The sequence below is a fragment of the Pectobacterium quasiaquaticum genome (assembly GCF_014946775.2).
Lineage (GTDB): Bacteria > Pseudomonadota > Gammaproteobacteria > Enterobacterales > Enterobacteriaceae > Pectobacterium > Pectobacterium aquaticum.
The window spans coordinates 4,363,969-4,386,522 of the sequence record NZ_CP065177.1; the positions used below are offsets into that span (position 1 = coordinate 4,363,969).

Genomic DNA, 22,554 nt, shown 5'->3' on the forward strand with positions numbered 1-22,554 from the left:
AAATAAAATGACTGGGCATCATACTGAAAGAGGCGTCAGTCTGCCAATAGTTTGGTGATTAATGCATCATGCCGAACCTGTTGTCTGCTCAAACGCAGACGTTCGGCGCGAATAATGGTTTTGAGATCGAGCAGCGCCAGATCAAAATCATCATTCACAATCAGGTAATCATACTCGCCGTAGTGCGTCATTTCAGCTACGGCCTGAGACATACGACGGGCAATGACTTCATCGCTGTCCTGTCCACGGCCACGCAGGCGGCGAGCCAGTTCTTCTTTTGACGGCGGCAGAATGAAAATACTGCGCGCGTGCGGCATTTGGGCGCGGATTTGCTTGGCACCTTGCCAGTCGATATCCAGAAAAACATCAACGCCAGTCGCTAATACCTGCTCAATTGCTGGCCGAGATGTACCGTAGTAATTACCGAAGACCTCAGCGTGTTCCAGAAATTCACGGTTCTGAATCATACGCTTGAATTCATCGACTTCGACGAAGAAATAGTGTTCGCCGTGGTTTTCTCCCGGTCGTTTAGCTCGCGTGGTATGCGAAATCGATACCTGAGTGTCGTAAAGCGGCTGAGTTTTTAATAACGCCTGAATCAGGCTGGATTTCCCAGCTCCACTGGGAGCAGAAACGATATATAACGTGCCTTGAGCCATAATGAAGTTTTATTAACGGTTACGATGGTGAATGGTGACATGCAGCAGAAAAATGCGCATTTCCCCGCATTATACACGCCTATATGTCATCAGTCGCGCTGCGATAAATTCTCCACTGACTGTTTTTTCGTTATGCCATCGGGAAAACGTTTTTCCAACGTTTCTTTTTTAGATTGCGAAGCACGTTCCCGTCTTTTTTATCAGTGCTGCAAACGATGAATCATCTTGCGGCACGTTTGGCATTTCTCCTTTTTTCGCCTCGTATTTTCCTCTGCGTTGCTATGTACTGCGGCCATTCGCTAATGGATGGCAGGAGGTTCTATGTGGCTCAGGATCCGCACATTTTTGATCATCATCGTCATGGGGGGCATCAGCAATTTCCCTGCCGTGGCTGCAGAGTGCCCTGATTGGGATAGCACGCGTTCCGGCAAAGAAATTGATGTATTGCGTCACCAGTTAGAACAGTGGGATAACGTGTATTACACCGAAGGGAAAAGTCCGATAGAAGATGACGTTTATGATCAGTTGCGGGAACAGTTAAACGAGTGGTTAGGGTGTTTTCAGCCCCAAAACGCTATTCCCGCTCGGTTACCCGATAATGGCAAGCAGCCTCATCCTGTTGCTCATACAGGGCTGAAAAAATTGTCCGATCGTCGGCAACTGGTGCAATGGATCGCACAGCGTGAGGATTTATGGATTCAGCCAAAAGTTGATGGTGTGGCTGTTACGCTCGTCTATCAGCACGGCAAGCTCGAGTCCGCGGTTAGCCGAGGCAACGGTCTGCAAGGCGAAGACTGGACGGAAAAAGTGCGCCTGATTCCGGGAATTCCTCATTTATTAACCGATGCGCCTTCCTCATTGGTATTACAGGGGGAACTATTCCTGAAGATGACCGATCATCATCAGCACACTCATGGCAGCGTTAATGCTCGCTCGGTCGTGGCCGGTGAAATGCGTCGTCATCAGCCATCGACTGTGTTGTCGCAGATTGGTCTATTTGTTTGGGAATGGCCGGATGGCCCAAAGACGATGCCCGAACGTCTGGAGAAATTGAAGGAAATGGGGTTTGCCATGACGGCGGACTATACCCATGCTATTGAGTCATTCACCGACGCGGAGAAATGGCGTCATGACTGGTATCACGGTCCGCTGCCTTTTGTGACGGATGGCGTAGTTATCCGCCAGACCAAAGAGCCGCAGGGTCGCTATTGGCGTAATACATCAGCCGACTGGGCGATCGCATGGAAATATCCGCCTGTTCATCAGGTTGCAGAAGTCGTTGATGTGGTGTTTTCTGTCGGGCGGACGGGTAAGATCGCCGTGGTATTAAAACTCAATCCTCTTAAATTGGATGACAAATCGGTCAGCCGGGTGAATGTGGGCTCGCTGTCTCGTTGGAAACAGTGGGACGTGTTGCCTGGCGATCGGGTGAGCATCAGCCTTGCAGGGCAGGGGATTCCACGTCTGGATAATGTGGTATGGCGTAGCACTGAGCGGCCAGCTATCGTCTCCCCCAGCGAACATGATTTCCATACTTTTAGCTGTTTCCAGTATAGCGCAGTTTGCCAGCAGCAATTTTTGGCGCGCTTAGTCTGGTTGAGTGGAGATCACGGTTTAAAGCTAGCGGGAGTGCGTGAAGGGATGTGGCTGCGCCTGATGCAACATGATTTACTGGAGGATGTGCTGTCATGGCTATCGCTGACGGAGGTACAGCTTAATGCGGTCAATGGCATGGGCGATAAGCGAGCGCGAGATATCTATGAAAGCTTACAGTCGGCGCGGCAGATGCCACTATCCCGCTGGCTACTTGCCTTGGGTATTCCTGTTCCTCGTTCCGCTATTAGCGCATTAGATAATGCGGATTCGCTGGCGTTACAGCAGTGGACGGCGCAACAGTGGCGACAGTTCTCCGGTATTGGGGAGCGACGTGCAGAAGAGATTATGGCGTTCCTGAAACACCCTATCGTGATGGAATTAATGACCCGATTAGATCGCGAAGGCGTGCATAGATAAGCGGTGATGATTTTTCAGAACATGTTGGGATCACATCTTTTATTTTTTCGTGGATTCATTCACATGAAAGGACAATTTTTTTCTGTTCTCTCGACTTAATCATAAGTAAGATTTACGAATTAAAGATCTACGCCTATTTGCTGTTTTTGCGATATAGAAATGCCTGATAGTCTGATTATTTACATTGAACTCAGGCATACGGATGTTGTCGTATAGCTTCAGATAATAAGAAAGGTTTGTTGGAGCACTTGTCATAATGAAGTTTGTAGCATCTTTTTCGCAACCCAAATTATCGTTTGTCCTTGCAATTTATATTGGTCTTTTTCTCAATATCTCAGTCTATTATCGCCGATTTGATTATTTTTCACTCTCTGCTGGTAGCCAGGTTCCCACGTTTATTCCTGCTCTTGTCGAATTGACCGCGAGTATCTTATTTACCTTTTTCCTGATGAGGATTATTTCACTCGGGGGACGCCGTTTTTATCGGATAGCCGCTTCTCTCTTGGTGCTGATTTCTGTTGCTGCCAGCTATTACATGACATTTTTTAATGTTGTGATTGGCTATGGCATTATTGCTGCGGTCATGACTACGGATATTGATCTTTCTAAAGAAGTCATTGGCTTTCGTTTTTTCCTGTGGATGCTGGTGGTGGGTGCGCTGCCGCTGTTTTTGATCTGGAAAAATTCGCTGCGTCATACGTTGCTTGAACAGCTTAAATCACGGGGAAAGCGTTTGGTTCCTCTTGTGGTTCTTGCCGCTGTTGTTGCGCTGGTTTGGATGCCACTTCGCTATATGGACAACGTTCAGTCAGTGTCCGAACGAGAATCCAATGTGGATTTGCCCAGCTATGGCGGCGTAGTCGCTCACTCATATCTTCCTTCCAACTGGTTGTCTGCATTAGGGTTGTTTGCGTATACCAAGTATGACGAGAGTCAGGATTCTTCTAATCTTTTTGATCCGGCTCAGCATTTTACCTATGTTCCGCCGAAAGGCATTGACGATACCTACGTGGTTTTCATTATCGGTGAAACAACTCGATGGGATCATATGGGGCTGTTAGGCTACGAGCGAGATACGACGCCGAAGCTATCAAAAGAAAAAAACCTGGTCGCATTCCGTGGTCAGTCGTGTGATACCTCAACTAAGCTTTCCATGCGCTGTATGTTTGTGCGAGAAGGCGGTACGGAAGACAACGCACAGCGAACGCTGAAAGAACGGAACATCTTTTCCGTACTGAAAGAGCTGGGTTTTACCTCTGAGCTGTTTGCTATGCAAAGTGAGGTATGGTTTTACAATAGTATCGAGGCAAACAACTATTCTTTCCGCGAAATGATCGCGTCAGAGAAACACAATGACGGCAAGTCGGTGCAGGATATGTTGCTGATCGATGAGGTCAAGGGATCGCTGGCACGCTACCCCAAGGGTAAACACCTGGTTGTACTGCATACTAAAGGCTCCCACTACCTGTATTCCATGCGATATCCCCGCAGCTATGCGCGCTATCAGCCAGAGTGTATGGGCGTTGATGCTTCCTGCACACGTGAGCAACTGATTAATGCTTTTGATAATAGTGTGCTCTATACCGATAGCTTTATTGATAGCGTGATCGATCAGGTGCGGGATAAGAAAGCGATTGTGTTTTATGCCTCCGATCACGGTGAATCCATCGATGATAACTACCATTTGCACGGCACTCCGCGTCAGATGGCACCGCCTGAACAGTTCCGTTCACCGATGATGGTATGGACATCGGATAAGTTTCTGGCTGATCCCGATAACCAGCATGCGTTTGAGCAGTTGAAGGCTCAGCAGCGCGTTGGCAAAACACATCGCCATGAAGAGCTGTTTGATACGATTCTTGGATGTGTGGGATACACATCGCCTGACGGCGGTATTAACCCTAAAAATAACTGGTGCCAGAAACCCGCTAATTGACATGAATCACGGACAAGGACGTCGGTTTCAGGCTGTAAATACAAGAGATGGATACTTTAACGGCAACTGAAAATCCTTTTGCTAAAAAGGTATTGACGCTCTAATAAGGTAGCAGTAATATGCGCCCGCATTCGGCGAGTAGCGCAGCTTGGTAGCGCAACTGGTTTGGGACCAGTGGGTCGGAGGTTCGAATCCTCTCTCGCCGACCAATTTTCTTCCTCAGTAAGTCATTTTAATTTTTTTCCCTTGTTCGATATCGTCTATTCACACTATTCGCTTATAAAACTGTTCGTTCATAAGAATTGCCCTTTCAATAATAATCCTATTATAAAAATAGGGTTTTATCCTGGCGCTTGCTGATGTCGTGTATTGCTATATTTTCCTTTTTTTTAGTTCAGAATGTTCCCAAAAATCGGTAATGACTCTAATTGGTTGAATTGACGTTTACTGCTCGCTTTTGAGGTTTTCTTATGGCCAGCGTTACTGTTCATTGTCCCCGTTGTCAGTCTGCTCTGGTTTACCGACATGGGCAGAACCCTAAAGGCCGTGATCGGTTTCGCTACCGCGATTGCTACCGCGTGTTCCTCCTCACTTATACCTATGAAGCCCGTAAGCCCAGTGTCAAAGAGCAAATTACCGAAATGGCCTTCAACGGAGCGGGCGTCCGAGATACGGCAAGGACACTCAACGTCGGTATTAACACCGTATTCGCACGTTAAAAAACTCGCGCCGAAACGAATAACGTCATCTCCGGTTGCCCATGCGGATGTGGCACTCATATGTGAATTTAATGAACAGTGGAGCTTCGTTGGCAGTAAGGCGCGACAACACTGGCTCTGGTACGCTTACAACACCAAAACCGGTGGTGTACTGGCCTACACCTTCGGTCCACGTACCGATGATACATGTCGGGAGTTGCTGGCACTTTTGACGCCGTTCAGCATTGGCATGATAACCAGTGATGGGGCAGCTATGCCAGAGAGGTGCCGAGGGATAAGCATCTGACGGGTAAAATCTTTACGCAGCGCATTGAGCGTAACAACCTGACTCTCCGTACGCGAATCAAGAGGCTGGCTCGCAAAACGATTTGCTTCTCGCGCTCAATAGAAATCCACGAAAAAGTCATTGGAGCCTTCATCGAAAAGAAAAATATATGTTCTACTAATTGGAGGCATTACCCATTATTCGTCACACGGTGAAGTGTACAAATCTTCAGGCAATGATACATCCCTTTGTTCGACTAATGGGGGGTATTAATTCTCGCGAAGGTGACCTGAATGTCGAATCCATTGGAACGGTTGTGGTTGTGATGTTGCTCCTGATGAAATAAGGGAAAAGGTTACCGTTCCTGCATGGCTTGCAGCGCCTGTGCACAGGCCCATGCTGAGCTCCACGCCCATTGGAAGTTATAGCCGCCGAGCCAGCCGGTCACATCGACCACTTCGCCGATGAAATACAACCCCGGCACCGCGCTGGCTTCCATGGTTTTGGAGGACAACGCACGGGTATCAACGCCGCCGAGGGTAACTTCGGCTGTGCGATAACCTTCCGTACCGTTTGGCTGCACGCGCCACTGTTGCAGGCTCTGTTCAATCTGCATTTGCTGTGCGCTGTTGAGCTGTTTCAGTGTGACGTCCGGCAGTTGTCCTAACGCCTGTAGGCATTCAACCAGTCGTTTAGGTAGCCACTGTGCCAGCGTGTTTTTCAGGCTTTGGTTCGGGTGAGTGGCGCGCTCGTCATTAATAAGCTGGGTGAGATCGCGATCGGGTAGCAAATTGATGGTGACGAATTCACCCGCTTGCCAGTAGCTGGAGATCTGCAAAATAGCCGGGCCAGAAAGCCCACGGTGCGTAAACAGGATGTTTTCACGGAAGGTCACGCCGTTTTCTGCGGTGATGACGGTCGGCACGGAGACGCCGGAGAGCGTTTGTAGCTGTTCGAGCAGCGGCTTGTGCAGCGTAAAGGGCACCAGTGCAGCGCGAGTTGGCAGCACATTGATACCGAACTGTGCGGCAAGCTGGTAGCCAAACGGCGTCGCGCCTAGGCCGGGCATCGACAGGCCGCCGCAGGCAACGACTAACGATGCGCTCTGGAATGCTGTGCCGTTGCTTAGCTGGACGGTGAACCGATCGTCTGATTTCTCCACCGAGGTCACTTCACTGCGCAGACGGAGGGTGACGTTCGCCCGCTCACATTCTGTTACCAGCATGTCCACGATTTGCTGGGCGGAATCATCGCAGAATAACTGGCCGAGGGTTTTTTCGTGATAAGCGATGCGGTGGCTGTTGACCAGACTGATGAAATCCCATTGGGTATAACGCGCCAGTGCCGATTTACAAAAGTGGGGATTGTGAGACAGATAGGCCGCTGGCTCTGCATACATATTGGTAAAGTTGCAGCGCCCGCCCCCGGACATCAATATTTTCCGGCCAGCCTTCTTGCCGTTATCGAGCAGTAGAACACGCAGTCCGCGTTGTCCTGCCTGTGCCGCGCAAAACATGCCTGCTGCACCGGCACCGATGATGACAGCGTCAAACTGTTCCACAATGCATTTCTCCGATGAGTGATTTTATCTTCTTGGATTGCCACAGGCTGAAAGCCGTAGGGCGGCAAATTGTAGTGTTGGTTTTTGTTCGACACCAGCGTAACAATTTGCATATTTTAGTAAAAATATATAATTATTTGATTTTTATTGATTAAGTGGTTTATTCACCGATCGTCGTCACATATTAAGTCAAAAAAATGTCATATTTCGCTTTTCCAGACCCCTGCTTGTCGCAGATAATGCGCCGCGTTCATGACCACTAAATGGCCTAACGTTTATGCTACATTTATTTGCCGGTTTGGATTACTACACTGGCCTGATGTTGATATTGGCTTTGTTGTTTGTACTGATGTATGAAGCCATCAACGGTTTTCACGATACTGCGAATGCCGTTGCCACTGTTATTTATACCCGAGCTATGCGCGCCGAGTTTGCCGTTGTTATGGCGGGTGTCTTTAATTTCTTCGGTGTACTGCTGGGTGGCCTGAGCGTGGCCTATGCCATTGTTCACCTTCTCCCCACGGATTTATTGCTGAACGTGAGTTCGGCGCACGGCCTGGCGATGGTCTTTTCCATGCTGCTGGCCGCCATTATCTGGAACCTGGGTACTTGGTACTTCGGTATTCCTGCCTCCAGTTCTCACACGCTGATCGGCTCCATTATTGGTATTGGTTTAACCAACGCGCTGTTGACGGATACCTCCGTCGTGGACGCGTTGAACGTGCCGAAAATGATCAGCATTTTCCTGTCGTTGCTGCTCTCGCCGATTGTGGGGATGGTGGTCGCAGGTCTGATGTTGCTGGTACTGCGTCGGTTCTGGAACAACAGCAAAAAACGCAAGCGCGTGCATCTGACGCCTGTCGATCGCGAAAAGCAGGACGGCAAACGTAAGCCGCCGTTCTGGACGCGTACCGCGCTGATTTTATCAGCGATTGGGGTGAGCTTCTCTCACGGTGCAAACGACGGTCAGAAAGGTATCGGCTTGATTATGCTGGTGCTGATTGGCGTCGCGCCTGCCGGCTTTATTGTCAACATGAACGCGTCTGGCTATGACATCAGCCGTACCCGTGATGCCGTTGTCAATTTGCAGGAATACTACAAGCAGCACGGCGACGCGCTGACGCACGTTATCGACCTGTCTCCACCAGTCATTCCTACGCCAGAAAGCACGACTCCCAGCAACGGTCAGAAAGAGTTTCACTGTGACAGTTCACGCGTAATGATTGCGATTGAACGTACACAGGGCCTGCTGAATAACCTGAAAAGTTACGACCAGTTGAACCCTGACGATCGTAGCAGAGTGCGTCGCTTGCTGATGTGTATCTCTGACACGATGGACCGAGTGATCAAGCTGCCAGAAACGTCGGGCGAAGATAAGCGCTACCTGAGCAACCTACGTAAAGACATGCTGCAGACGGTTGAGTATGCGCCTCTCTGGATTATCGTCGCTGTCGCATTGGCGCTGTCTCTGGGCACCATGGTGGGCTGGAAACGCGTTGCAGTGACCATCGGTGAGAAGATTGGTAAGAAAGGCATGACCTACGCACAGGGCGTTTCGGCGCAGGTGACGGCGGCTCTGTCGATTGGCGTTGCCAGTTACACCGGTATGCCGGTTTCCACCACGCACGTATTATCCTCGGCGGTTGCCGGGACGATGATTGCGGACGGTGGGGGAGTACAGGGCAAAACGATAAGAAGTATTCTGCTTGCCTGGGTGTTGACGCTGCCTGTCTCAATGCTGATGTCCGGTACGCTGTACTGGCTGGCGTTGAAGCTGATCTAACTATCATAAAAAAGGCGATTCTGTGGGGAATCGCCTTTTTACTTTTTATCGACGTTCATGGTTGTCATACCAGTGATGGTGTTAATAACAATAGTGATGTTAATACCAGAAAATTGTGTAAGTATCCGCGTTTAATACCATATCGTCATCGCAAACAGACTGATGACGATAAGGCCACACAGGGCGGTCGTAAGCAGAAACTGTCCCCGCACGCGCTCGCAACGGCGAATAAACTCAGGGTCGTGATGATCAAGATAGCGTTGCGCGTAAATATAGCGTACCAGCCGGATTTGTTTACTTGGCTGGCCATGCGATGTAAAAAATCCCCCCCCGTCAACGTATTGGTAAAGCAGCGGGTCACAGTCACGCAAAATCAGCAGTAATACGCGTAATGAAGAATAGTACCTCGCCATATTGATGATACAGACGATACATAAAGCCCAGAAAAGCGCAAATGTACTAATCATGCTTTCCTCCCGGTCGTTCTATTCGTCAGGTTCGATGGTCATACATTCCCGTTATCCACCAGTCACCGGTGACAAGCGTTACTATTTATTATCCGCGACGCTTATCGACGCCGTTTTTTCTGTGACATTTTTTTCTACGAATAGTTATGCCACGCGCTTGCGCACGATTTTATTGTCATTTTGGCTAGCCAACGGCATCACGACTAGCCCCATTCTCGTTTTCCATCCCAAGGTGCAGCGGACAAGTTCACCACCCCTACTTGTAGTGTAGAAGAAGAATGTTCGTTTGTGCCAGAGAGGCTGGCGCAATCGGCATAAAGGACGATTTTCGACGAGATAATGCCATTTCAGAAAGGAGAAGCTGCGCGATTTAACTGTGAAAAGGAGCGGTTTCTACTACACTTATCAATAGAATTAACAGGTTTTAAAACGGGTTGTGATCGACTGAACAGTCCGATAGCGTGGACGAGTGCTATCCTATAATCCGCTGTTAAGTATCAGATTGGCAGGAGAAATATCTGCTAACCCTTAATTAGTCTTTACGGAAGGAGTCTTATTATGGCTTACAAACATATCCTTATTGCTGTTGACCTTTCTCCAGAAAGCAAAGTGTTAGTGGAAAAAGCCGTTTCAATGGCAAGACCGTACAATGCGAAAGTCTCGTTAATCCACGTTGATGTGAACTATTCCGATCTCTACACAGGGCTGATTGACGTCAATCTGGGTGACATGCAACAGCGTATCTCTGAAGAAACCCAGAATGCGTTGACTGAGCTGTCCCAGAACGCGGGCTACCCTATCAGCGAGACGCTGAGCGGCAGCGGCGATTTAGGGCAGGTGTTGGTTGATGCGATTAAGAAATACGATGTCGACCTCGTGCTGTGCGGTCACCATCAGGACTTCTGGAGCAAATTGATGTCTTCTGCTCGCCAACTGATTAATACCGTACATGTCGATATGCTCATCGTGCCGCTGCACGATGAGGAAGACGAATAAAAATTAGCTTTTTTTGCATTTTTTTTCAGTGATGAAAGGCACGGCTTCTTAGCTGTGCCTTTTGTTATATAACAAAAACTTATAGCAGATTTCTCTTCTCAAATCACCAAAAAACCCTTCCTATCCCATTGGATTATAACGTTTATATGAAAAGAAAACGCTTGCTTAAATATCCATCGCCAGTGTTATAGTCCAGAGGACACAACATCATTTTCACCGACCCCACAAGCTTCTGCGTGTCTAAAAATAAAGAAGCAGACGGGAACTTATTCGTTCAATCAGGAGCTGTTCATGGCACAAATCGTATCTCTGGCAAGTTTTCTTGATTCTGTTCAACAGCGCGATCCGCATCAACCTGAGTTTCTACAGGCCGTTAATGAAGTCCTTTCCACTCTGTGGCCTTTTCTGGACCAGAACCCTCACTATGCGGATTACAGCCTGCTGGAACGATTGGTAGAACCGGAACGTGTGATTCAGTTCCGCGTCGCATGGACGGACGACAAAGGTCAGGTACAGGTGAACCGCGCCTGGCGCGTCCAGTTCAGCTCAGCAATCGGCCCATACAAAGGCGGCATGCGTTTCCATCCATCCGTTAACCTGTCGATTCTGAAATTCCTCGGATTCGAGCAGACGTTCAAAAATGCGCTGACGACACTGCCAATGGGCGGCGGCAAAGGTGGCTCGGACTTTAACCCGAAAGGGAAAAGCCAAGGCGAAGTCATGCGCTTCTGTCAGGCGCTGATGACGGAGCTGTATCGTCATCTGGGCGCGGATACGGACGTTCCGGCGGGCGACATCGGCGTGGGCGGCCGTGAAGTCGGTTTCATGACCGGCATGATGAAGAAGCTGACCAACAACACCGCGTGCGTCTTCACGGGTAAAGGATTGTCGTTCGGCGGCAGTCTGATCCGTCCTGAAGCGACGGGCTACGGCCTGATCTATTTCACGGAAGCGATGCTGAAACGCCACGGTCTGGGCTTTGAAGGCATGCGTGTTGCCGTGTCCGGTTCTGGTAATGTGGCGCAGTACGCGATTGAAAAAGCGATGGAGCTGGGCGCACGCGTGGTTACGGCATCGGATTCTAACGGCACGGTGGTGGATGAGAACGGGTTTACCCCAGAGAAACTGGCGCTGCTGGAAGAGATCAAAAATAAACGCTATGGCCGTGTGGAAGATTATGCGCGTGAAGCGAAACTGACTTACCTCGCAGGCAAAACGCCGTGGGAAGTACCGGTAGACATCGCGCTGCCGTGTGCGACGCAGAATGAGCTGGATCTGCCTGCGGCGCAGACGCTGATTGCTAACGGCGTGAAAGCCGTGGCAGAAGGTGCCAACATGCCAACCACGATCCCAGCGACCGACGCGTTCCTGGATGCAGGCGTACTGTTTGCGCCGGGCAAAGCGGCCAATGCGGGCGGCGTAGCGACATCTGGGCTAGAAATGGCGCAGAATGCGGCGCGTTTGGGCTGGAAAGCCGAGAAGGTGGATGCGCGTCTGCACCACATCATGCTGGATATTCACAGTGCCTGTGTGCAGTATGGCGGTGAAGACAGCCAAACTAACTACGTGCGCGGTGCCAACGTGGCAGGTTTTGTAAAAGTGGCTGACGCGATGCTGGCGCAGGGCGTCGTGTAACGATGATTGTGTAACACATATAGGCAGTCAAGGTGCCTGTATTCGCAGGCGCTTTGACTTTTCACTTATTTATCTAAGTTTTAGCGACATTTCTTGCTGGACACCGCTTCCTGCCTTTCTTTATCTTAATCAGCATCGCGTATCGTCAGTCTTCTGGTACAACCCGTTCTCTTCAAGGCTTACACCATTGTGAAAATCAAACATCTTCCTTTCGATCAGAATCGTAATGGCTGGTCGGCAGATCTTGTCGATAAACCGAATTACCCGCAGCAGCGTGGAAAAACAACGGCAGACTGGCTGGTGATCGGCGCTGGCTATGCGGGGATCGCCTTTGCACAGCGTCTGGCTGAACAGCGCCCGGATAAAAATATTATCCTGCTGGATGCGGGCGAGATTGGTGACAATGCTTCTGGACGTAACTCCGGTTTTGTCATCGATTTGCCGCACAACATCGGTAGTTCGACGGCCGAGCTGGAAAAAGCGGCGGCGTATCGTCGCCTGTTGCAGTCCGGCGTGGCGCATCTGAAGGAGAAGGTGGATCGCCATGCGATTGCGTGCGACTGGAGCGTGGCGGGGAAATATCACTGCGCCGTCAGTTCGACGTTTGACGGCCTGATCGATACCTATGTCCGCGAATTGAACGATCTTGGCGAACCCTATCAGGTGGTGGAAAAAGACGAACTTACCCGCCGCTTAGGCACGTCTTTCTACCATCGTGCGGTGTACACCCCCAATTGCATTTTGCTAAACCCGGCGGCGCTGGTGGTCGGGCTGGTGGCGAACCTACCGAAGAACGTGACGGTTTACGCCCATTCTCCGGCGCTGAATATCGAAACTGGATCGCGCATTCGCGTGGAAACGCCATACGGCGAGATTCAGGCAGATAAGCTGATGATGGCGATTAACGGCGCGGCGCGCGGCCTGCCGCTGTTCAATGGCCGGGTGTTTGCCGTGGCGACCTTCGCGACGCTGACAGAACCGTTGAATGCGGAACAACTCGCACGCATGGGCGACATGCCGGACTGGGGGCTGACGCCGGTTAATGCGCTGGCCAGCGCGACGCTACGCTATACGCGCGACCATCGCTTCCTGATTCGGGAGCATGTGAAATTTACCCCAGAGCTTGTCAATAGCGCGGTAGAAACCGGACGCCACGCGCGTCGTCACGCGGCTATTTTTGCTCGGATGTTCCCGCAGTTGAGCGACGTGAAGATGGCGCATACCTGGTCAGGCTTGATTAGCGTAACGCGCAACGGCGCGCCAATTTGGGGGCAGCTAAGCGACAATGTGTACGCGTCCGCTGGCTGTAACGGGGCGGGACTGTCGAAACAAACCGCTGCCGGACATATTCTGGCGGATTTGGCGCTGGGTGAAGACAACCCGCTGATCGTTGATATGCAATCCCTCGGACAGGCGAACTACCTGCCGCCACGCCCTTTCCTGGATGTGGGCGTGAACGGCTACTTGACGAGCGAACGCTGGAAAGCCCGAAGTGAGAGATAGCAGTGTTTGCTGATCGTTGGAAAACCTCTTCGTAGAGTGAAAACGATGATAATGGGATAGAAGAGTAAAGCGTTTGCGCCAAGGACAAAAACGTCAGGAACGTTTTTGAACGTCGCTTGCGACGGCCCTCAAAGGGTGGGTCTCAGGGATGAGATTCATATCTGCGCAAGCCGAGCTTACATGGACGAACTCGCAGCGTCTTTACGATCTATCCGTTACTCCCGCTCTACGGACTTTGTCAGCAACATCACCCAGTGAGAACTACGGGTATTATTATGGCGAAATGTGCTGGCTAACATGCAGCGTGATGTATTGATGGGAAGAACGTTATCATGCTTGGCTGTCACAATGATTAGCCACGGGCTAATCCACTACTGACCCGCCTTCTTCCAGTGGCGTATCTGGTTGAGCAGGCAGCACAATATAAACCCCTTCGAACAACGCCCCTTTACTGTCATCACCAAAGAGCTCAACATTGAGCTGCACGCGCGCCTTACGCCCACGCGCGAGACGATCCAAATCGCCACTCAGCGATCCTAAATCAGCGATGGCGTTCGGTCGGCCACTGACTGGCTTACTGTAACGAATGTGCGCATCCGCCAGAATAATCGTTCCACCGAGGTGCCGTTCACGCAGCAACAGCCAGATTAATCCCCACCCGGTGAGCGTAGCGAGAGAAAACATGCTGCCGGCAAAAAGCGTATGGTGCGGGTTCTGGTTGCCCGTTTCAGGCATGGTGGTAATAAATTGCTTTCCGGTGTACTGGCTTATCCGCACACCCATTTTTTCACTCAGGGGAATATGCTCGTACCACGCCTGCTGCAGCTGTCCGCACCAGTCAGGACGATGCAAAATATCATCCAGCGTCGCCACCGGTTTAATCATCAGGAAGTGCCGCACGGGTGTGGTTTGTGGCGCGGTGATCTCCCCCTGGTTAACAAAGCCCAGCTTGGAGAAAAAATCCATGGCGTCTTCTCGAGCGCTACAGACCACGCGCTTGACGCTTTCCTGACGCGCGACTGACTCCAGAGTAATCGCCACCAGCGTGCCTAACCCTTTCCCTCGGACGTCGGGGTGAACAGCTAAAAAACGGATTGCCGCTTCATTATCCGCATTGATAGAAAGACGCCCAATCGCAACCAGCCTCCCCTGTTCATCCACCACAGTTTGGTGATGTGCCAGAGCATCATAGGCATCACGCTCGGAGCCCAGCGGCTGATGTAGAGGTTTACGCAGCATTTCCCAGCGAAATTGATAGTACGCCTCCAGTTCTTCCGCGCTTTCAGGTACTCTCAAATGATACATAACCCTTCCTCTATACCGAGATGCCTCATTGCATCAGGGTTCATGAAATCAGACGGTTGAAGCAAATTTATAAGCGGGACGACAACGGTGATAGCACGTTAAAACGCTATGTCTGTAGCCAGAACGTCACTGGGCCATCATTCACTAATGCCACTTTCATATCCGCCGCAAACTGCCCTGTTTCTGTGTGAACGCCTTGCTCACGACACTGTCCGACAAAGTATTGATAGAGGCGATCGGCCTCTGAAGGATGTGCACCGCGAGAAAAACCAGGCCGCATGCCACGCTGCGTATCGGCAACGAGCGTAAACTGTGAAACCACCAGCACATTACCGCCAGCCTGACGAACATTGAGATTCATTTTCCCGTCATCGTCACCGAATATGCGGTAACCCAACACACGTTCGCAGAGTCGCGTGGCTTTTTGTTCGTCATCGCCCTGCTCAACGCCCAGCAGGATCAGTAAACCTTTATCGATTTTCCCAACCACACTGCCTTCTACCGTCACGCTGGCGCTGGATACTCGTTGAATTAGCGCAATCATAAAACCCAACTACTCCCGATGTTATCATTCCCAATAGGGGCTGTGTCCGCCCCTGCGATATAAATCATGCGTTAGCCGTCGTCGCCTGCATGGAGAAAAAATCCTGCACCACCTGACGATCGGTCACCAAAATGCTGTGAATTCCAAGGCTCTGTGCGGCATCGATATTTACGGCATTATCGTCAAAAAAAACGGTTTGCGCTGGCGTCACGCCTTCTTGCGTCAAGACGTATTGATAAATCGCCTGTTCCGGTTTACGTAATCCAATGTCTTGCGACAGATAGAGCTTGTCGGCCGCCGTCTCCACTTCAGGGAATAGTGCAGGCCAATGTGCACAATGAAGGCGATTGGTATTCGACAAAATCACCACACGGTGCCCTTGCTGACGCAGGCGCTGCATGATGCCGATAACCTCGGGACGCAGCGCGACAAAAATGGCCTGCCAGCCAGCGGTGAATTGTTCGAAGCTCAGAGCGATGCCCATTTCCTGGCACAGTCTGGTGGCAAACTCCTCGTCGCTGATCTCACCCCGCTCATGCTGTTCAAACGCTTCGCCCATGACAAAGCGCTCTTGCAACGTCGCGAGCGGCGCGCTACTCAGATTACTCCAGACACCCAATACTCTATTGAAATCAATATCTATGACGACATTGCCTAAATCAAAGATATACAGCATGGCAGTGACCTCCTGACGTAATCGTAGGATTTTCACTGTAGCGGGAAATGGCGAAACTGAACAGGGAGGAAATATAAAGGAAAGGTTAAAATAGAAAAAAACGCATAAAATTCAGGGCACCCGAAGGTGCCCTGTTGCGTAACAAGACAAATCCGTCTGAAATTAGACGTCTTTGCTGCCGCGGCTAGCGCGTTTACGATCGTTTTCAGTCAGGTGACGCTTACGAATACGAATAGACTGTGGCGTAACTTCAACCAGTTCGTCATCATCAATGAACTCCAGCGCTTGTTCCAGAGACATTTTGATCGCCGGAACCAGCGTGGTTGCTTCATCAGTACCCGATGCACGCATGTTGGTCAGTTTCTTACCGGTCAGACAGTTTACCGTCAGGTCGTTAGAACGTGAGTGAATACCGATGATCTGGCCTTCATACACTTCTGCACCGTGTCCGAGGAACAGCTTACCGCGATCCTGCAGGCTGAACAGCGCAAACGCGACGGCTTTACCCTGACCGTTAGAGATCAGTACGCCGTTCTGACGCTGGCCGATTTCACCCGGACGCACGTCATCGTAGTGACTGAACGTGGAGTACAGCAGACCAGTACCAGACGTCATGGTCATGAATTCGGTACGGAAACCGATCAGACCGCGAGCAGGGATCAGGTAATCCAGACGGATACGACCTTTGCCATCTGGGATCATGTCTTTCACATCACCCTTACGTTCACCCATGGCTTGCATGACTGAACCCTGGTGCTGTTCTTCGATGTCCAGCGTCACGTTTTCAAACGGCTCTTGGTTACGACCGTCGATAACGCGGTTGATAACTTTCGGACGTGATACGGCCAGTTCAAAGCCTTCACGACGCATGTTTTCGATCAGAACTGACAGGTGCAGCTCACCACGACCAGAAACGCGGAACGCATCAGCATCTTCGGTTTCGTCAACGCGCAGGGCAACGTTGTGTACCAGCTCTTTGTTCAGACGCTCCAGAATCTGGCGCGACGTAACATACTTACCTTCTTTACCACAGAATGGTGAAGTATTGACGTTGAAGAACATGGTAACGGTAGGTTCATCGACGCTCAGTGCTGGCAGCGCTTCGACATTCTGTGGATCACAGATGGTGTCGGAAATGTTCAGCTCGCCCAAACCGGTGATCGCGATGATATCGCCTGCTTCCGCTTCAGTCGCGTCGATACGCTCCAGACCCAGGTGAGTCAGAACTTTACCGACTTTACCGTTACGGGTTTTGCCTTCGCTATCAACAATAGTAACTTGTTGGTTAGGCTTAACTTTACCGCGCTTGATACGGCCGATACCGATAACGCCAACATAGTTGTTGTAGTCCAGCTGAGAGATCTGCATCTGGAACGGCGCATCCATCTCAACCTGAGGCGGAGAAACGTGATCGACAATCGCCTGATACAGCGGAGTCATATCTTCCGCCATGTCGGTATGGTCGAGACCCGCGATACCATTCAGCGCAGAAGCATAAATGATCGGGAAATCCAGCTGCTCGTCAGTCGCATCCAGGTTCACGAACAGGTCGAATACCTGATCGACAACCCAGTCAGGACGTGCACCAGGACGGTCAACTTTGTTGATAACCACAATGGGCTTCAGACCGTTGGCAAATGCTTTTTTGGTCACGAAACGCGTTTGCGGCATCGGGCCATCCATCGCATCAACAACCAGCAGTACCGAGTCAACCATCGACATGACACGCTCAACCTCGCCGCCGAAGTCGGCGTGTCCCGGGGTATCTACGATGTTAATACGGTAGTCTTTCCAATTAATGGCGGTATTTTTTGCGAGGATGGTAATTCCACGCTCTTTCTCCAAATCGTTGGAGTCCATTACACGCTCGGTTGCTTCGACACGTTCACCGAACGTTCCGGATTGTTGCAACAGCTTGTCAACCAGGGTGGTTTTCCCATGGTCAACGTGCGCAATAATGGCGATGTTACGCAAATTTTCGATCACAGCTTTGCCTCAGGCATTTAGAAATAGCGCGCTATTGTACACGTATTAATCGAGGGACTAAACAAGATCACAAGCATCTATGATAAACAACCTAGAGCTGCCTGCTTTGTGATCCCTTTCACGGTGCAAAAGCGCTACAAGCGAACATGAATGCACTAAATAAGTGCAATAATTCACATATAGAGCACCATTTTGGTGCTTTAGACTATAATGGTGCAGTGGGTTTACGTGAGAAAGCCCCACAGAGCAACACATTGCACACATTTAAAAAGTTGGCACACTTTTAGCTTTAGTCTACTCACGGCAACAACATCAATCCACAACGATATTCGTTCCACGACGATAAATGACCAATCGGGAGAACCAAGTATGTCCGCAGAACATGTTTTGACGATGCTGAATGAGCACGAAGTGAAGTTTGTTGATTTACGCTTCACGGATACTAAAGGTAAAGAGCAGCACGTCACCATTCCGGCTCATCAAGTCAATGCCGACTTCTTCGAAGAAGGTAAAATGTTTGATGGTTCTTCGATTGGCGGCTGGAAAGGTATTAACGAATCAGACATGGTTCTAATGCCCGATGCCAGCACCGCAATGATCGACCCGTTCTTCGAAGATTCTACACTGATCATTCGTTGTGACATCCTCGAGCCAGGCACGATGCAAGGTTATGATCGCGACCCGCGTTCTATCGCTAAACGTGCGGAAGATTTCCTGCGTTCTTCCGGCATTGCCGATACCGTCCTGTTCGGGCCTGAGCCAGAATTCTTCCTGTTCGATGACATCCGTTTCGGCAGCAGCACGTCCGGTTCCCACGTTGCTATCGACGATATCGAAGCTTACTGGAACTCCGGTAAAGCCTACGAAGGCGGTAACAAAGGTCACCGTCCAGGTCTGAAAGGCGGCTACTTCCCAGTTCCACCAGTCGATTCATCACAGGACATCCGTTCTGCTATGTGTCTGACCATGGAGCAAATGGGTCTGGTTGTTGAAGCTCACCACCACGAAGTGGCTACCGCGGGTCAGAACGAAGTGGCTACCCGCTTCAACACCATGACCAAAAAAGCTGACGAAATTCAGATCTACAAATATGTCGTGCATAACGTGGCTCACGCTTACGGTAAAACCGCGACCTTCATGCCAAAACCTATGTTCGGTGATAACGGTTCAGGTATGCACTGCCACATGTCTCTGTCTAAAGACGGCACGAACCTGTTCGCTGGCGACAAATACGGCGGCCTGTCTGAATTGGCACTGTTCTACATCGGCGGTGTTATCAAGCACGCTAAAGCCATCAACGCCTTGGCTAACCCGACCACCAACTCTTACAAGCGTCTGGTCCCAGGCTACGAAGCACCTGTTATGCTGGCTTACTCTGCCCGTAACCGTTCTGCTTCAATCCGTATCCCAGTGGTTGCTAGCCCGAAAGCACGTCGTATCGAAGCACGCTTCCCAGATCCAGCAGCTAACCCATACCTGTGCTTCGCTGCACTGTTGATGGCTGGCCTCGACGGCATCATCAACAAAATCCACCCTGGCGATGCGATGGACAAAAACTTGTACGACCTGCCACCAGAAGAAGAAGCAGAGATTCCAAAAGTTGCAGGTTCTCTGGACGAGGCCCTGGCTGCACTGAACGAAGACCGCGAGTTCCTGACTCGTGGTGGTGTGTTCACCGACGACGCTATCGACGCGTACATCGAGCTGCGTAAGCCTGAGATTGACCGCGTTCGTATGACGCCACACCCAGTTGAGTTCGAACTGTACTACAGCGTCTAATAACTACAGCGTCTAATCTTTACCTCGGCGTGGTTGGGTATGCTAATACCCAATCATGGCCGATAAACAACAGAATACTAATAATTTTGTTTTTGTTGCCGTGGAAACGCTTCAGCCCATCTTCGGATGGGCTTTTTTCACCACCGGCATTGGCCGTTGCGACGTAACATCCATCATCCACACTACAATGCACCACGACGGTGCGGGAGTCTGCGTTATGGCAACAGGCACGCTGCCCGATGCTGGGCAGATCCTAAATTCCCTGATAAACAGCATCTTATTGCTGGATAACGATCTGGCTATTCACTATTCCAACCCAGCAGCACAGCAATTACTGGCACAAAGCTCGCGTAAATTATCCGGCACGCCGCTGCCCGATTTGCTGGGATACTTTTCTCTGAATGTCGATTTGCTGCGTGAAAGTCTGGATTCAGGGCAAGGTTTTACGGATAACGAAGTCACCCTCGTCGTGGATGGTAAAGCGCACATCATGTCGCTCACCGCTCAGCGGGTACAAAACGATTTTATCCTACTGGAAATGGCGCCGATGGATAACCAGCGCCGTCTCAGCCAGGAACAGCTTCAACATGCACAACAGCAGGCTGCCCGTGATTTGGTCCGGGGTCTGGCGCATGAGATAAAAAATCCGCTTGGCGGATTGCGTGGTGCCGCGCAGTTGCTTGCTAAAGCACTGCCCGACCCGGCATTGACGGAATATACCAAGGTCATCATTGAACAGGCGGATCGCCTGCGTAATCTGGTTGATCGCCTGCTCGGGCCACAGCAGCCCGGCCTGCACGTCACCCAAAGCATCCACCAGGTCGCTGAACGCGTTTGTCAGCTCGTCTCTCTGGAAAAGCCAGATAACGTGACGCTGGTGAAAGACTATGACCCTAGCCTGCCAGAGCTGACGCACGACCCCGATCAAATTGAACAGGTACTGCTGAATATTACCCGCAACGCGCTACAGGCGCTGGGCGAGGAAGGCGGGACGATTACGATACGTACCCGCACGGCTTTTCAGCTTACGTTACACGGTGTGCGCTATCGTCTCGCCGCGCGTATTGACGTGGAAGATGACGGCCCCGGCGTGCCTGCTCAACTACAGGACACGTTGTTTTACCCGATGGTGAGCGGACGCGAAGGGGGCACAGGTTTGGGGCTTTCCATTGCCCGCAGTCTTATCGACCAACACTCCGGTAAAATTGAATTTAACAGTTGGCCAGGACACACCGAATTTTCGGTTTACCTGCCCATTCGCCAGTGAGGTTCACAATGCAACGAGGGATAGTCTGGATTGTCGATGACGATAGCTCCATCCGTTGGGTGCTTGAGCGCGCGCTTGCTGGTGCGGGTTTAACCTGCGCAACGTTTGAGAACGGAAATCAGGTATTGCATGCGCTGGCGACACAAACGCCCGACGTTCTGCTGTCCGACATCCGTATGCCAGGGATGGATGGATTAGCGCTCTTACAGCAAATCAAACAGCGCCACCCGATGCTTCCGGTCATCATTATGACGGCACATTCCGATCTGGATGCCGCCGTCAGCGCTTATCAACAGGGTGCGTTCGACTATTTGCCGAAGCCGTTTGATATTGATGAGGCCGTTGCACTGGTTGAGCGTGCGATCAGTCATTATCTGGAACAGCAGCAGCCGGTACGCAACCAGCCAATCAACGGCCCGACAACCGACATTATTGGCGAAGCCCCCGCGATGCAGGATGTCTTTCGCATCATCGGTCGCCTTTCTCGCTCGTCAATCAGCGTGCTGATTAATGGCGAATCGGGGACGGGTAAAGAGTTGGTAGCGCAGGCCCTGCATCGCCACAGCCCGCGTACCAAATCCCCTTTTATCGCGCTGAATATGGCGGCCATTCCTAAGGATCTGATCGAATCAGAACTGTTCGGCCATGAAAAAGGCGCGTTTACAGGCGCAAACCAGATTCGTCAGGGCCGCTTTGAGCAAGCCGATGGCGGTACGCTATTTCTGGATGAAATCGGCGATATGCCGCTAGACGTACAAACACGTCTGTTGCGCGTATTGGCAGACGGACAGTTTTACCGCGTTGGCGGCTATGCCGCAGTAAAAGTGGATGTTCGTATTATCGCGGCAACGCACCAAAATCTTGAACAACGCGTGCAAGAAGGCAAGTTCCGTGAGGATTTGTTCCACCGCCTGAATGTGATCCGCGTTCACCTGCCGCCGCTGCGCGAACGTCGGGAAGATATCCCCCGTCTAGCGCGTTACTTTTTGCAGGCTACAGCCAAAGAACTGGGCGTCGAGCCGAAGAATCTGCATCCAGAAGCAGAAACGGCGCTAACCCGTTTACCGTGGCCTGGCAACGTGCGCCAATTGGAAAACACCTGTCGCTGGTTGACCGTCATGGCCGCTGGTCAGGAAGTGCTGATTCAGGATCTGCCGCCTGAATTGTTCGAGACCACCGCACCTGATTCCACCGTGCATATTCTGCCGGACAGTTGGGCCACGCTGTTGGCACAATGGGCCGATCGCGCGCTGCGTTCCGGTCATCAAAATCTGTTGTCAGAGGCACAGCCGGAAATGGAAAGGACGTTGCTGACAACGGCACTGCGGCATACGCAGGGGCATAAACAGGAAGCAGCAAGATTGTTGGGATGGGGCAGAAATACCCTGACGCGTAAATTAAAAGAGCTGGGAATGGAGTAGCAAGATTGCTTTTTTATTGCTCAATTGTTAACAAACAAA

16 protein-coding genes, 1 tRNA gene and 1 pseudogene are annotated in these 22,554 nt (G+C 50.9%); 11 read left to right on the forward strand and 7 right to left on the reverse strand.

Features of this window, described 5'->3' with window-relative positions:
• Window positions 1-35: 35 nt before the first annotated feature.
• Window positions 36-659: a guanylate kinase gene (gene gmk / locus IG609_RS19945; RefSeq protein ID WP_193399004.1), complete on the reverse strand. Its 624-nt coding sequence runs from the start codon at window positions 657-659 to the stop codon at window positions 36-38.
• Between the two features lie 321 nt (window positions 660-980).
• On the opposite strand from gmk, the gene ligB reads away from it, so the two are divergent.
• From ligB to IG609_RS19965, 4 genes and pseudogenes are all read left to right on the forward strand, one after another.
• A complete protein-coding gene (gene ligB / locus IG609_RS19950; RefSeq protein ID WP_193399003.1) occupies window positions 981-2,672 on the forward strand; it encodes an NAD-dependent DNA ligase LigB in 1,692 nt (563 codons plus the stop codon).
• A gap of 256 nt (window positions 2,673-2,928) precedes the next feature.
• On the forward strand, window positions 2,929-4,608 hold the full coding sequence (gene eptB, locus IG609_RS19955) for a kdo(2)-lipid A phosphoethanolamine 7''-transferase (RefSeq protein ID WP_193399002.1): 1,680 nt from the start codon (window positions 2,929-2,931) through the stop codon (window positions 4,606-4,608).
• Between the two features lie 132 nt (window positions 4,609-4,740).
• A tRNA-Pro gene (locus IG609_RS19960) sits at window positions 4,741-4,817 on the forward strand.
• 261 nt (window positions 4,818-5,078) lie between these two features.
• Window positions 5,079-5,807, forward strand: a pseudogene (locus IG609_RS19965) (IS1 family transposase).
• 140 nt (window positions 5,808-5,947) lie between these two features.
• Here the strand turns inward: IG609_RS19965 and IG609_RS19970 are convergent.
• Window positions 5,948-7,153, reverse strand: coding sequence for a BaiN/RdsA family NAD(P)/FAD-dependent oxidoreductase (locus IG609_RS19970; RefSeq protein ID WP_193399522.1), 1,206 nt, complete (start codon window positions 7,151-7,153; stop codon window positions 5,948-5,950).
• A gap of 277 nt (window positions 7,154-7,430) precedes the next feature.
• Here IG609_RS19970 and pitA point away from each other — a divergent pair, with 277 nt between their 5' ends.
• Entirely contained in the window at window positions 7,431-8,936 is a 1,506-nt protein-coding gene (gene pitA, locus IG609_RS19975) for an inorganic phosphate transporter PitA (protein WP_193399523.1), read from the forward strand.
• A 131-nt stretch (window positions 8,937-9,067) separates the two neighbouring features.
• Here the strand turns inward: pitA and uspB are convergent, their stop codons facing one another.
• Window positions 9,068-9,403: a universal stress protein UspB gene (uspB, locus tag IG609_RS19980; RefSeq protein WP_010281678.1), complete on the reverse strand. Its 336-nt coding sequence runs from the start codon at window positions 9,401-9,403 to the stop codon at window positions 9,068-9,070.
• Between the two features lie 558 nt (window positions 9,404-9,961).
• Here uspB and uspA point away from each other — a divergent pair.
• From uspA to IG609_RS19995, 3 genes are all read left to right on the forward strand, one after another.
• On the forward strand, window positions 9,962-10,399 hold the full coding sequence (gene uspA / locus IG609_RS19985) for a universal stress protein UspA (RefSeq protein ID WP_102118793.1): 438 nt from the start codon (window positions 9,962-9,964) through the stop codon (window positions 10,397-10,399).
• A gap of 291 nt (window positions 10,400-10,690) precedes the next feature.
• Window positions 10,691-12,034, forward strand: coding sequence for an NADP-specific glutamate dehydrogenase (gene gdhA / locus IG609_RS19990; protein WP_193399524.1), 1,344 nt, complete (start codon window positions 10,691-10,693; stop codon window positions 12,032-12,034).
• A gap of 189 nt (window positions 12,035-12,223) precedes the next feature.
• The gene (locus IG609_RS19995) at window positions 12,224-13,537 is read left to right on the forward strand and encodes an NAD(P)/FAD-dependent oxidoreductase (protein WP_193399525.1); all 1,314 of its coding nucleotides are present in this window, start codon (window positions 12,224-12,226) and stop codon (window positions 13,535-13,537) included.
• A 363-nt stretch (window positions 13,538-13,900) separates the two neighbouring features.
• Here the strand turns inward: IG609_RS19995 and fabY are convergent, their stop codons facing one another.
• The 4 genes from fabY to typA form a co-directional block, all read right to left on the reverse strand.
• On the reverse strand, window positions 13,901-14,842 hold the full coding sequence (fabY, locus tag IG609_RS20000; RefSeq protein ID WP_193399526.1) for a fatty acid biosynthesis protein FabY: 942 nt from the start codon (window positions 14,840-14,842) through the stop codon (window positions 13,901-13,903).
• 106 nt (window positions 14,843-14,948) lie between these two features.
• Window positions 14,949-15,386, reverse strand: coding sequence for a D-aminoacyl-tRNA deacylase (gene dtd, locus IG609_RS20005; RefSeq protein ID WP_102118797.1), 438 nt, complete (start codon window positions 15,384-15,386; stop codon window positions 14,949-14,951).
• A 64-nt stretch (window positions 15,387-15,450) separates the two neighbouring features.
• Entirely contained in the window at window positions 15,451-16,062 is a 612-nt protein-coding gene (gene yihX, locus IG609_RS20010; RefSeq protein WP_193399527.1) for a glucose-1-phosphatase, read from the reverse strand.
• A 162-nt stretch (window positions 16,063-16,224) separates the two neighbouring features.
• Entirely contained in the window at window positions 16,225-18,048 is a 1,824-nt protein-coding gene (gene typA, locus IG609_RS20015; protein WP_010298147.1) for a ribosome-dependent GTPase TypA, read from the reverse strand.
• 369 nt (window positions 18,049-18,417) lie between these two features.
• Between typA and glnA the strand changes: the two genes are divergently transcribed.
• The 3 genes from glnA (at window position 18,418) to glnG (ending at window position 22,515) form a co-directional block, all read left to right on the forward strand.
• On the forward strand, window positions 18,418-19,827 hold the full coding sequence (glnA, locus tag IG609_RS20020) for a glutamate--ammonia ligase (RefSeq protein WP_010298142.1): 1,410 nt from the start codon (window positions 18,418-18,420) through the stop codon (window positions 19,825-19,827).
• Between the two features lie 217 nt (window positions 19,828-20,044).
• On the forward strand, window positions 20,045-21,094 hold the full coding sequence (gene glnL / locus IG609_RS20025; RefSeq protein ID WP_010281649.1) for a nitrogen regulation protein NR(II): 1,050 nt from the start codon (window positions 20,045-20,047) through the stop codon (window positions 21,092-21,094).
• Between the two features lie 8 nt (window positions 21,095-21,102).
• On the forward strand, window positions 21,103-22,515 hold the full coding sequence (gene glnG, locus IG609_RS20030; RefSeq protein WP_193399528.1) for a nitrogen regulation protein NR(I): 1,413 nt from the start codon (window positions 21,103-21,105) through the stop codon (window positions 22,513-22,515).
• The last annotated feature ends 39 nt before the right edge of the window (window positions 22,516-22,554 follow it).

Excerpts from the sequence above, each read along its gene's own strand:
- gmk (WP_193399004.1), bottom strand. The coding sequence starts at position 659 with ATGGCTCAAGGCACGTTATATATCGTTTCTGCTCCCAGTGGAGCTGGG.
- ligB (WP_193399003.1), top strand. The coding sequence starts at position 981 with ATGTGGCTCAGGATCCGCACATTTTTGATCATCATCGTCATGGGGGGC.
- eptB (WP_193399002.1), top strand. The coding sequence starts at position 2,929 with ATGAAGTTTGTAGCATCTTTTTCGCAACCCAAATTATCGTTTGTCCTT.
- pitA (WP_193399523.1), top strand. The coding sequence starts at position 7,431 with ATGCTACATTTATTTGCCGGTTTGGATTACTACACTGGCCTGATGTTG.
- uspB (WP_010281678.1), bottom strand. The coding sequence starts at position 9,403 with ATGATTAGTACATTTGCGCTTTTCTGGGCTTTATGTATCGTCTGTATC.
- uspA (WP_102118793.1), top strand. The coding sequence starts at position 9,962 with ATGGCTTACAAACATATCCTTATTGCTGTTGACCTTTCTCCAGAAAGC.
- gdhA (WP_193399524.1), top strand. The coding sequence starts at position 10,691 with ATGGCACAAATCGTATCTCTGGCAAGTTTTCTTGATTCTGTTCAACAG.
- fabY (WP_193399526.1), bottom strand. The coding sequence starts at position 14,842 with ATGTATCATTTGAGAGTACCTGAAAGCGCGGAAGAACTGGAGGCGTAC.
- dtd (WP_102118797.1), bottom strand. The coding sequence starts at position 15,386 with ATGATTGCGCTAATTCAACGAGTATCCAGCGCCAGCGTGACGGTAGAA.
- yihX (WP_193399527.1), bottom strand. The coding sequence starts at position 16,062 with ATGCTGTATATCTTTGATTTAGGCAATGTCGTCATAGATATTGATTTC.
- glnA (WP_010298142.1), top strand. The coding sequence starts at position 18,418 with ATGTCCGCAGAACATGTTTTGACGATGCTGAATGAGCACGAAGTGAAG.
- glnL (WP_010281649.1), top strand. The coding sequence starts at position 20,045 with ATGGCAACAGGCACGCTGCCCGATGCTGGGCAGATCCTAAATTCCCTG.
- glnG (WP_193399528.1), top strand. The coding sequence starts at position 21,103 with ATGCAACGAGGGATAGTCTGGATTGTCGATGACGATAGCTCCATCCGT.